Raw genomic sequence first — 9,763 nt, forward strand, 5'->3', positions numbered from 1 at the left:
CAGGAACCGAAGCCACCCTCTACCACCGCATTGGGTGCCGTGTCGACAAGCCGACATTTTTCCGCTCACAGCCGCGCTACCCGCGGTACGCCGCTCCTCGTCTCGCCGAGCACCGTCATCGCCCACACCATCGCATCCGCGCGGTCCGGCGACCGGCCTGGCCCCGCGTAACCGCCGCCCGCGATGATCCCGCCAAGCTCCGCTTCCAGCTGCGGAAAGCTACCCGCCAGGAACGCCCTCCCGGTTTCGAACTTCAACGCGATCGGCTCGGCGCGCGCGCTCTTGCCCTTGGTCGCATGGACCAACCGCACCTTCACTTCGAGCTCCGCGGCCTTGAGCACGCTTGCCACCATCGCGCCGCCGTTGTTCGCTTCAGCAACCACCAGCCCGGCGCCCCAGCGCGCCGCGGCCGCCGCCACCCGGCTCGACCAGCCCTCGGGCGACAAGCCCTGCACCGTCGCATCCTCGAGCACGTAGAGCTTCCCCTCGCTCGACCCCGCAACCACGATCCCGCACGCATCCGACGCGGCTTTCTCGCCGGCCGGCGGATCGACACCGACGGCGATCCGGTCGAACGTGATCGCCTGCGCTGCCGACGCGGCCACCCGCGACCGCGCGAACATCTCCTGAGTCCACAGCGCGCCCTCGACATCCGTCAGCAGCTCGCCGTCCAGCTCCTGCCGCCCCAGGCGCGTCCCGCCGTAAGTCGCCGTCAGCAACGCGATCACCTTCTCGTCCACGTTGATGTTGTCGCTCGTCCGCCCGCGCGTCGTCACGGTCGTCGCGCGCTCCTCGATAGTCTTGAGCAGCGGCATCGGCCGCGGAGTCGTCGTTACCAGCACCCGGGGCCGCGGCCCGCGCCGCATCGCGAACTGCAGATTGTCCCACGCCTCTTGCGCCTGCCCCCACTTGGCGAGCTCGTCGCACCAGGCGAAATCATGTTCGGGCCCGCGCAGCCCGTCGGCGTGGTCGCCGGAGAACAGCTGCGCCACGCTGCCGTTCGGCCAGCTCAGCCGGCCAAGGCTCGGCTCCCAGATCAGCCGCCGCCCGTACCGCGCAGCCACCCCGATCAGTCCGCTGACGCCTTCCACCATGATCGTCCGCGCATCTCCCATCGTCGCTCCGACCAGTGCGATCCGCACCCCCGGCTTTCCCTCACCGAGCCGGAAGATCCATTCCGATCCGGCCCGTGTCTTGCCGAACCCGCGCCCGGCCATCATCAACCAGGTGCTCCAGCCCTTGCTCGTCGGCTCGAGCTGGTTGTCGTGCGCCCAGGTCTCGAAGTCGGCGTCGAGCATCAGGGCGTCCATCGCGCTCAATTGACGGATGGTGCGCTCCTGGTCGCTCGCGTCCGCGCCTACCAGCAGGTCTACCTGCCCAAGCCAGCCTTCCCGGCTCATGCCTGCGCGGCCGCCTGCGCTTCCCTGCGCTCCTTCAGCCGCCGGATCTTCTGGATCAGGCGCTCGCGGATTTCCTCGACGTCGCTCGGCGGCAGCTCGGTGCTCGCTTCGACCGCCGTGTCGCGGTGCATTTTCAGCAGTTGCAAACCAAGCTGGTTGGAATATTCGCGCATGCGCTCTTCGCTGCCGTCGCGCCGGGTCAGCAGCTTCTCGGTCCCGTTGAACGCCCGCTCCAGCAGCACCAGCTCCAGCCGCTGGTAAGCAACCGCGATCGCTTCAGCCCATGCCGCGCGGAAGCCGGCATCCATCTTGCGCTGCCGATAGGCGACCGTCATCGGCACGCCGCTCTGGCGGCAGGCCTCGCTGACGTTGCAGGTATCCACCAGCACGCTCAGGAACGCCCGCGCCTTCGCCTTCGACCAGTCCCGCGGCGCCCGCTTCTGCAATCGCCGCGTGCGCGCGCCGACCAGCGTCAGCTCCTTCCCTCGCGCCACATCACCCTCCTCGCCAACGAAATCGGGCCGGAACACCCCGAAGGTGCCGGCCCGACTCGCAATTCGTCATTGTTCCTACCGTCTAACCAAACAGTGTCACGCTGTCAACAACAATTTCGCCTATCTGGTTCATTGCGCGCGTTCACCCGTCGCCACGGCAGCGCACCCAGCGCTGCTTGCCCGCGCGCCAGAGCGTGCCGTCATAGGTGCGGCCGGCGCGTTTCGTGCGAAGCCGCAGCTCGTGACGGACGGCATTCGGATCGACGAGATCGAGCCTCAGCTCGCTTGCTTCCAGCCAGGATTGCGCAACTTGCACGGGCACGTCGCGTGTCCCTTCGCGCAGTCGCGCCGAGATCACGGCAGGAACCGCCGTGTGGCTGATGACCAGCCCCAGCTCGATTGGCCGGACTCCAGCGGTGCGGCAGATCATGCTGCCGGTTGCGTGCGCTGGAAATGCGACAACCCCCAGGCTTGCAGCGGCAATGAATATCCTCATGCCGGAAAGCTGGGCCGCGACTGCTGAACGCCGCCTTTCCAGCCGGCGCGAGCCGCTCGTCCCGAACATGGACAGAACGTGCAAATTGAGCGGCAGCCCATTAATCGACATCATTGAAGGTAAGCGGATCGTCGCGTTAAACGCCCCACCATGAGTGACGATCCGATCGAGCGTATGCGTGCCCGCGTCGAGCAGTGCCGCCGAATTGCAGCTTACATCAACGATCCCCGCGCCATCGCCATCCTCCGCCAGATGGCCGACGAAGGCGCAATGGACATCAAGCGTCTCGAAGCCGAGCGGGAGCAACGCCCCCACATGGACGGCATGCCTCATCCAAACCGGGACGGTCCTCGCCCGGGAGAAGCCTGAGCCTTTCGGTTATCGCACCGACGGGAGGTGGACGACCTGCCCCGGCGCCGTGAAGGTCCTCGGCCGGACAGTCTGACGCTGGCGGAATGGCTGCACCACGGCAAGCAGGCCACGGCGAACTTCCTGCAGCTCCAATGCCCGTTGCAAGTGCAATGCAGACAACTTCATGTGCGCGTCCGCAGCCGGGCCTTCCGGCGTGCGATATGCAATGTCGCGCTCGCACCGCGCCCGGCGCAGGTGATACTCGACGTCAGCGGTAAGGCCGCTGCCACTACTGAACTGTTTTCCGTCCCAGCTATGATTCTCAAGCATGATCGCACTCCCCGTGTTCAGGAGTCTCAATCGCCCGTTTACCGTGTCTAAACACTAACTTACCGCAGTCGGAGGCGCAAATTCAGCTCGTTATTTCAGTAACTTGGGTCAGTTGAACTTGTGAGTGCCGTTGCGGGCCAGCTAGGCGGCGGAGCTCCGGATGGCTGGAGCATCGGTGCCGATGAACTGAAGCGAAAACAGCATCAGCCCGTTCTCGTCGGTAACAGTCATCGCGAACTCACCTCGGTCCCAGAAATCGCCGCTACGATCGCAGATCAGGTTGCCCGCATAGCGCACCGCTTGGCACTTGGCCTCGGCAAGGGAAGGCAGCTCAACGCCCTCCTCGTTGCGGTGTGATTGATCGTCGTCGACGTTGAAATGATAGCGGGGCATTTGTTTGTCGCCTTCCCGACACATCTAACCGATGAGTCGGTCCGGTGCGAGCGATTTGTGCGTGAATTTTCCGATGTTTGGGCGAGAAAGCCGCGGACTATTGGATGATGGTCACCGCCTCTTCAAACGGCAGCCGGTGAACCAGTCTGCCGCCCTCGTCCTTGACCTCGATCGAGCAGTTCAGGTTGATCTCGCCGGCCATCGCATCCCCCGCGATGATTGAGCGCGCCTGCCAGAGCACGTCTTCCGGGATCTCGGCGTCAGCGATCTCGACGCCCTCCGGGTCCAGCAGGACGTCCGTTCCGTCGACATAGTGAAAAAAGTATCGCGGCATCAGGCAACTCCTCGCTGGGCGGGAGCGCAAGTTTGTCTCTCAGTCGGCAACAGCCGAGCGGAAGCTACCGATAGGCAGTCCCTACCAGAAATCCGCTCGGCTTATGTTGATGTAAGTCATGCTCGGCGTCAGGCGACGTGCTCGTCATGTCCGTAGATGAGGACCGTCATGTAACCCTGGCGCTGCACCGCGTCGCCGCGCGATGCGCTCGCCTGGAACCGCTCGGCCTGCGCTTCGGCACAGCCGTAGTCGACCATCACGTCTCCGGACCGCGCCACCACCTTGCAGTTGCGGACGCTGCCGTGCCCGTCGATTGCAAGCGCGAGCACTTCACGGCCGAGCAGCGTATCCCCGGCCTGCACCTCGGCATCCGCGGCTGCCGGCGTGGCGCCCGGGGTGAAGCGTCGCTCGTAGGTGATCCGCGTCAGCTTGCCGCCTTTGCTCGCGCTATGCTCGCCGGATGACGTCGCGCCGGTTTCGGTGTTCTCCGCGGTGCAATCGCTGGACGCCGCCGCGGTGCTCGACGTGTAGGAGCATCCCTGCGGCTGGCCGTCCGCGTTCATCGTCATGGTGATCCGCTCCCACCACGGGGCGGCCGGAAGTTGGGCGTTGGTTGCCGCAGGCACCACCGGCGCGAGCGTAAGCGCAGCAAGCAGGTCGAACATCGCATCGTCCTTCGCGCCCGCTCCGACAGCTTGATCGCTGCCGCCACCTGCCCGCCCAACGCGCAATGTAGCTTTTGGTCCCGCGGCCGGGACGAAACATTTGTGGAGTGTCGCGGGCCTCTTTTCGGGAACCGATCGGCGCTTGGCAGGAGAGGCGATTGTGTTGCCGCAAATCACGGGAGCTCAGGCCCCAACAGAAATGGGGGCCGGCATTGCTGCCAGCCCCCACTGCGCCGAGCGAAGGATATGCCGGTGTTCGCTAGCCTTGGCCCCGCTCCCGAAAGAGTTTTGGCCCCACTTCTCGATCCTGGCTCACCAGCTCAGGCGTCGCTTCTCATCCGACAACTCCCTCCCGAAGGAAGAGCTCGACCGGTCTACCGTTCTCGGCAACCCGGAGGATTGCCTCGATTTTCGACCTGTCCAGCCTGGCGCTTGGGTCCTGAACTCTTGCGAGTTCAATTCCCGGCCAAAACCGTCCGACGTTCCGCGGCCCTTCTTGGGTCGATCCCTCTCGCGTCCCGCTTTGCTCCTCCCGATCCGAAGACCGTTTGCAGCCGCGTCGCGCTTGAGGAAGATCCACTCTTCCGGCGCCTCTTACCGACTGGCCCCGTGTCCACTCCAAGGAGCTTTCACATTACCTGCCGGCGGAGATCGGACCTTTGGTCACCTGCCGCCCCATCTTGCCGTTTCCGGCCTTCCGAAGAGGCTGGGACCGCCGTCCCGATCACCTGATGACAATGCGCTTGTCCCCCGAGTCGGGGAAGCAAAAAATTCTGTGCGAGGACTGTGGATAACGGGGATACTGGTAACAACCGTTGGAACCCTGCGTGGGGCCCGCGAATCGCCTGCGTTCGGTTGCCGTTCCGTTCTCCTCGCCTTACCTCAGACGCGTGCCCGAATCCCCGCTGCTGACCGACGAGCCCGCCTATCTGCAGGGCCTGAACCCGCCCCAGCGCGAGGCCGTGCTGACCACCGAAGGGCCGGTCCTCGTCCTTGCCGGGGCCGGCACCGGGAAGACCGCCGCGCTGACCGCCCGCCTCGCCCACCTGATCGCCACCCGCCGCGCTCGGCCCAGCCAGATTCTCAGCGTTACCTTCACGAACAAGGCGGCTCGGGAAATGCGCGAGCGGGTCGGGCGGCTGTCCGGCGGCGCGCTCGAGGGCATGCCCTGGCTCGGCACCTTCCACTCCGTGGCGGCGAAAATGCTCCGCTCTCACGCCGAGCTTGTCGGCCTGCAGTCCAATTTCACCATCCTCGACACCGACGACCAGCTCCGCGTCCTCAAGCAGCTGATCGCCGCGGCCAACCTCGACGAGAAGCGCTGGCCGGCGCGCCAGCTGGCCGGCCTCATCGACCGCTGGAAGAACCGCGGCTGGACTCCCGCGCAGGTCGACGCCGGTGAGTCCGAGGGCTTTGCCGCCGGCCGCGGTGCCGAACTCTACGGCCAGTATCAGCAGCGGCTGAAGACGCTCAACGCCTCCGACTTCGGCGACCTGCTGCTCCACATGCTGGTCATCTTCCGGACCCAGCCCGACGTGCTCGAAGCCTATCGCGACCGCTTCCGCTACATCCTCGTCGACGAATATCAGGACACCAACCAGGGCCAGTACGAGTGGCTTCGGCTGCTCGCCGAACCGCGCCGCAACCTGTGCTGCGTCGGCGACGACGACCAGTCGATCTACTCATGGCGCGGCGCCGAAGTGGCCAACATCCTGCGTTTCGAGAAAGACTTCCCCGGCGCCACCATTGTCCGCCTCGAACAGAACTATCGTTCCACCAGCCACATCCTCGCCGCCGCCGACGGGCTCATCGCCCAGAACGCCGGCCGGCTCGGCAAGACGCTGTGGACCGACCGCGGCGACGGCGACAAGGTTCGCGTCATCGGCGTCTGGGACGGCCCCGAGGAGGCACGCCGGATCGGCGAGGAGATCGAAAGCGCCGTCGCCCGCGGCAGGCCGCTCTCCGACGTCGGCATCCTGGTCCGCGCACAGTTCCAGACCCGCGAGTTCGAAGAGCGCTTCATCGCGATCGGGCTCAACTACCAGATCATCGGCGGCTTCCGCTTCTACGAGCGCGCCGAGATCCGCGACGCCATTGCCTACTTGCGCCTGATCGCCCAGCCGGCCGACGACCTCGCCTTCGAACGCATCGTCAACCAGCCCAAGCGCGGTCTTGGCGACAAGGCGATCGCTACAATCCACCGCCACGCCCGCGCTACCCAGCTCCCGCTGCTCTTCGCCTCCGCGCAGATGCTCGACAGCGACGAGTTGACTCCGCAGGCCCGCCGCAGCCTCGGGCGCTTCGTCGCCGACGTCGCCCGCTGGCGCGGCATGGCGCATGGCGCCTCACTCGCTCTGCCGGGGGACGAAAGCCTGCCCGCACAGCCGACCGGCGGCGGCACCCTGCCTCACCCCGAGCTCGCCCGCATCGTCCTCGAAGAGTCCGGCTACACCGCGATGCTCCAGGCCGACCGCTCGGCCGAAAGCGCCGGCCGCCTCGAAAACCTCGCCGAACTCACCCGCGCGATGGAAGAGTATGAGAACCTCGGCGCCTTCCTCGAGCACGTCAGCCTTGTCATGGACAATGACGACGCGCGCGACGGCGACCGGGTCACCATCATGACGATCCACGGCGCCAAGGGCCTCGAGTTCGACACCGTCTATCTGCCCGGCTGGGAAGAAGGCGTGTTCCCGTCGCAGCGGGCGATGGACGAAGGTGGCCTCGCAAGCCTCGAGGAAGAGCGCCGGCTCGCCTATGTCGCGATCACCCGCGCGCGGCGCCGCTGCACTATCATCCACGCCGCCAACCGCCGCATCTACGGTCAGTGGACGAGCTCCATACCGTCGCGCTTCATAGCCGAGCTGCCCAAGGCGCACATCGACGAAGAGACCACGATGACGGGTGGCGAGAGCCTGTGGCGCGCCCAATGGTCGGAGCGCGGCGACCCCTTCGCCCACCTCGCTGCAGCCCAGTCCAACCGCGCCAGCACCCGCGGGCCCGGCTGGCAGCGCGCAAGCCGCGGCGGCGCCTACAATCCGGAGCCGCAGCGCGTCATCGAAGCGCGTGCTTCCGCCGTCAGCCTCGGCAACCAGGGCCGCACCGACCTGACGCTCGGCCAGCGCGTGTTCCACGGCAAGTTCGGCTACGGCACCATCGCCGCCATGGAGGGCAACAAGCTCGAAATCGACTTCGAGCACGCCGGCCGCAAGAAGGTCCTCGACAGCTTCGTGAGTGCGTCGACTTAGGCCGCCCAGCGTTCAGGCGGCATGAGGCTCAACATCGGCACTGCGGGCTGGAGCATCCCGCGAGACGCGGCTGCAGAGTTCGCCGCCCAAGGCTCCGGACTCGAACGCTACGCGAGCCGCTTTCCCGTCGCGGAGATCAACAGCTCGTTCCACCGCTCCCATCGGCGCTCGACTTGGGAGCGCTGGGCCGAAAACGTGCCGGCCGACTTCCGATTCTCGGCGAAGATACCGAAAACCATCACGCACCAGCTGAAGCTACGGGACTGCGCGGACTTGCTGGGCCAATTCATTGAAGAGGTTGCGCCGCTCGGCCCGAAGCTCGCGGTGCTGCTCGTGCAGCTCCCGCCCAAGCTCGCCTACGATGCTGCGATGGCGGAGACCTTCTTCGCCGAGCTCGCCGCCCGGAGCGAAACGCCAGTCGCGTGCGAGCCCCGCAACGGGAGCTGGTTCACGCCGGACGCCGATCAGCACCTCACCACGCTGCACGTGGCCCGAGTCGCTGCCGATCCCGCCTGCTGCGACGGCGCCGAGCGGCCGGGCGGTTGGCGAGGCCTCAGCTACTGGCGCCTCCACGGATCGCCAGTGAAATACCGGTCGAGCTACAGCGACCGCATCACCAGCTACGCGGCGCAGTTGACCGACGAAGCACGGAAGCGCGAAACCTGGTGCATCTTCGACAACACGGCGTCGTCAGCCGCTGCAGGCGACGCACTCACGCTCATCCGAACAGCGCGTCTCAAGCTCGCGGGCACGTGAGCCGCACCGTTCTCGCGTTGAGTGAAGGACGGCGACCCACATGGGGTCGGGCCGCACATCCAGACTTCTATGCAGGTCGCCCGTTGGCAGGGTCAGCGCGCGACGCGCCCTGGCCGGGCACACCGCTGGTGAAGGTCTCGCCAATGACTGCCTTGGCCGCGCGACGTCCGGAGGTCAGCAGCTTGGGGAAAGCGAGGCCGGCGAGCAGCCCGCCAACCACCAGCACGCCGCCTGCCACGAGCCCAGGCGCCGGGAGGTCCACCGACCGCGCCACTGATCGGCGGCTCATTCCGCCGGCTCGACGGCATCGGCAACCGCGGGCGCCGCGTGGATGTCCGGCGCTCCACCATGGTCGTGCTCCGTCGTCTTCCCTGCACCCGGGCCGGCTCCGAGATCGACGCCCGTCACGGGGTCGGAGGTGGTGTCCGACTTCAGGCGAAACATCATCTTCTGCATCGCTGCTGCATCGACCGGCCCAAGCTCGACCGAGGCGGTGCCATCACCGCCCGCATCGGCCGGCAGCACTTCGTTGAGGTCGTCGACGACCACCCACTGCTCGCCGCTGTTCCAAGGGCCACGCATGTCGCCTTCGCCCTGCGACGTGTTGACGTACATGTTGGCGTATTTCTCGACGCCCGGAAGTTTGCCCGGCGGGAAGTTGTCCTCGATCGAGTAGAGCGCCTTCTCGAACGACTTCTGGTGCGCAATCTCGCGCGTCATCAGGAAGCCGAGCGCTTCCTTGATGCCGGGGTCGTCGGTGATCCCGATCAGCCGCTCGTAGACGATCTTCGCGCGCGCTTCCGCGGCAATGTTCGAGCGAAGATCGACAGTCGGCTCCGACCGGCTGTCGACGTAAGCCGCAGTCCAGGGGACGCCGGCGGAATCCATCAACGGAACGCCGCCGCCGAACAGCAGCGATTCCTTGGCGCTGGTGCCGCTCGCGCCGACCATCTGGTACAGGTCCGCCTCGCTTGCCTGCTGCTCGGTCAGCTGCGCCTTGGCGCCCTTGTTGAGCATGGCGACGATCGAACCGATCACTTCGAGGTGGCTCAGTTCCTCGGTGGCGATGTCGAGCAGCATGTCCTTACGGCCCGGATCTTCCTCGGCGAGCGCCTGCGTGAAGTATCGCATCGCGGCGGCGAGTTCGCCGTCAGCTCCGCCGAACTGCTCGAGCAGCAGCGAAGCGAGCTTGGGGTTCGCTTCAGAAACCCGGACGGTATACTGTAAGCGCTTGTTGTGCATGAACATTTTGGCGAGTCCTGACTTGTCGGGAGTACAGGACTCAGACGCGGCGCGACG

At 66.2% G+C, this 9,763-nt stretch carries 13 protein-coding genes; 4 read left to right on the forward strand and 9 right to left on the reverse strand.

The window, feature by feature from the left end; translation table 11 throughout:
• Positions 1-65: 65 nt before the first annotated feature.
• The 3 genes from ACUXST_RS11430 to ACUXST_RS11440 form a co-directional block, all read right to left on the reverse strand.
• Positions 66-1,400: a terminase large subunit domain-containing protein gene (locus ACUXST_RS11430; RefSeq protein WP_458390113.1), complete on the reverse strand. Its 1,335-nt coding sequence runs from the start codon at positions 1,398-1,400 to the stop codon at positions 66-68.
• Positions 1,397-1,930 (reverse strand): hypothetical protein, encoded by a 534-nt coding sequence (locus tag ACUXST_RS11435; RefSeq protein WP_458390114.1) that lies wholly within the window; start codon positions 1,928-1,930, stop codon positions 1,397-1,399. The genes ACUXST_RS11430 and ACUXST_RS11435 overlap by 4 nt, the downstream gene beginning before the upstream one ends.
• 106 nt (positions 1,931-2,036) lie before the next feature.
• Positions 2,037-2,324: a hypothetical protein gene (locus tag ACUXST_RS11440; protein WP_458390115.1), complete on the reverse strand. Its 288-nt coding sequence runs from the start codon at positions 2,322-2,324 to the stop codon at positions 2,037-2,039.
• Positions 2,325-2,376: 52 nt separating this feature from the next.
• Here ACUXST_RS11440 and ACUXST_RS11445 point away from each other — a divergent pair, with 52 nt between their 5' ends.
• Positions 2,377-2,544: a hypothetical protein gene (locus ACUXST_RS11445; RefSeq protein ID WP_458390116.1), complete on the forward strand. Its 168-nt coding sequence runs from the start codon at positions 2,377-2,379 to the stop codon at positions 2,542-2,544.
• Entirely contained in the window at positions 2,541-2,759 is a 219-nt protein-coding gene (locus tag ACUXST_RS11450; RefSeq protein WP_458390117.1) for a hypothetical protein, read from the forward strand. The genes ACUXST_RS11445 and ACUXST_RS11450 overlap by 4 nt, the downstream gene beginning before the upstream one ends.
• A 9-nt stretch (positions 2,760-2,768) precedes the next feature.
• Here ACUXST_RS11450 and ACUXST_RS11455 read toward each other — a convergent pair whose 3' ends face one another.
• The 4 genes from ACUXST_RS11455 to ACUXST_RS11470 all read right to left on the reverse strand — a co-directional run bounded on the left by ACUXST_RS11455 (position 2,769) and on the right by ACUXST_RS11470 (position 4,463).
• Complete coding sequence (locus ACUXST_RS11455) at positions 2,769-3,071, reverse strand: hypothetical protein (RefSeq protein WP_458390118.1); 303 nt, start codon at positions 3,069-3,071, stop codon at positions 2,769-2,771.
• Positions 3,072-3,212: 141 nt separating this feature from the next.
• Complete coding sequence (locus tag ACUXST_RS11460; protein WP_458390119.1) at positions 3,213-3,464, reverse strand: DUF6894 family protein; 252 nt, start codon at positions 3,462-3,464, stop codon at positions 3,213-3,215.
• Positions 3,465-3,561: 97 nt separating this feature from the next.
• Positions 3,562-3,798 (reverse strand): DUF6894 family protein, encoded by a 237-nt coding sequence (locus tag ACUXST_RS11465; protein WP_458390120.1) that lies wholly within the window; start codon positions 3,796-3,798, stop codon positions 3,562-3,564.
• Between the two features lie 128 nt (positions 3,799-3,926).
• Positions 3,927-4,463 carry a hypothetical protein gene (locus ACUXST_RS11470; protein WP_458390121.1) on the reverse strand — a complete coding sequence of 179 codons (537 nt, stop codon included), beginning with the start codon at positions 4,461-4,463 and terminating at the stop codon, positions 3,927-3,929.
• A gap of 890 nt (positions 4,464-5,353) precedes the next feature.
• Between ACUXST_RS11470 and ACUXST_RS11475 the strand changes: the two genes are divergently transcribed.
• Complete coding sequence (locus ACUXST_RS11475; protein WP_458390122.1) at positions 5,354-7,708, forward strand: ATP-dependent helicase; 2,355 nt, start codon at positions 5,354-5,356, stop codon at positions 7,706-7,708.
• Positions 7,709-7,729: 21 nt separating this feature from the next.
• Positions 7,730-8,464, forward strand: coding sequence for a DUF72 domain-containing protein (locus ACUXST_RS11480; RefSeq protein WP_458390123.1), 735 nt, complete (start codon positions 7,730-7,732; stop codon positions 8,462-8,464).
• 67 nt (positions 8,465-8,531) lie between these two features.
• Here ACUXST_RS11480 and ACUXST_RS11485 read toward each other — a convergent pair whose 3' ends face one another.
• Together ACUXST_RS11485 and ACUXST_RS11490 are read right to left on the reverse strand one after the other, a co-directional pair.
• Entirely contained in the window at positions 8,532-8,753 is a 222-nt protein-coding gene (locus ACUXST_RS11485; RefSeq protein WP_458390124.1) for a hypothetical protein, read from the reverse strand.
• Positions 8,750-9,712 (reverse strand): manganese catalase family protein, encoded by a 963-nt coding sequence (locus tag ACUXST_RS11490; RefSeq protein ID WP_458390125.1) that lies wholly within the window; start codon positions 9,710-9,712, stop codon positions 8,750-8,752. The genes ACUXST_RS11485 and ACUXST_RS11490 overlap by 4 nt, the downstream gene beginning before the upstream one ends.
• Between the last annotated feature and the right edge of the window lie 51 nt (positions 9,713-9,763).

The organism is Sphingomonas sp. F9_3S_D5_B_2 (assembly GCF_054263715.1).

Bases quoted from the DNA above. Each gene is read 5' to 3' on its own strand.
- ACUXST_RS11455 (WP_458390118.1), bottom strand. From the start codon at position 3,071: ATGCTTGAGAATCATAGCTGGGACGGAAAACAGTTCAGTAGTGGCAGC.
- ACUXST_RS11470 (WP_458390121.1), bottom strand. From the start codon at position 4,463: ATGTTCGACCTGCTTGCTGCGCTTACGCTCGCGCCGGTGGTGCCTGCG.
- ACUXST_RS11450 (WP_458390117.1), top strand. From the start codon at position 2,541: ATGAGTGACGATCCGATCGAGCGTATGCGTGCCCGCGTCGAGCAGTGC.
- ACUXST_RS11445 (WP_458390116.1), top strand. From the start codon at position 2,377: ATGAATATCCTCATGCCGGAAAGCTGGGCCGCGACTGCTGAACGCCGC.
- ACUXST_RS11485 (WP_458390124.1), bottom strand. From the start codon at position 8,753: ATGAGCCGCCGATCAGTGGCGCGGTCGGTGGACCTCCCGGCGCCTGGG.
- ACUXST_RS11465 (WP_458390120.1), bottom strand. From the start codon at position 3,798: ATGCCGCGATACTTTTTTCACTATGTCGACGGAACGGACGTCCTGCTG.
- ACUXST_RS11460 (WP_458390119.1), bottom strand. From the start codon at position 3,464: ATGCCCCGCTATCATTTCAACGTCGACGACGATCAATCACACCGCAAC.
- ACUXST_RS11440 (WP_458390115.1), bottom strand. From the start codon at position 2,324: ATGATCTGCCGCACCGCTGGAGTCCGGCCAATCGAGCTGGGGCTGGTC.
- ACUXST_RS11490 (WP_458390125.1), bottom strand. From the start codon at position 9,712: ATGTTCATGCACAACAAGCGCTTACAGTATACCGTCCGGGTTTCTGAA.
- ACUXST_RS11480 (WP_458390123.1), top strand. From the start codon at position 7,730: ATGAGGCTCAACATCGGCACTGCGGGCTGGAGCATCCCGCGAGACGCG.
- ACUXST_RS11430 (WP_458390113.1), bottom strand. From the start codon at position 1,400: ATGAGCCGGGAAGGCTGGCTTGGGCAGGTAGACCTGCTGGTAGGCGCG.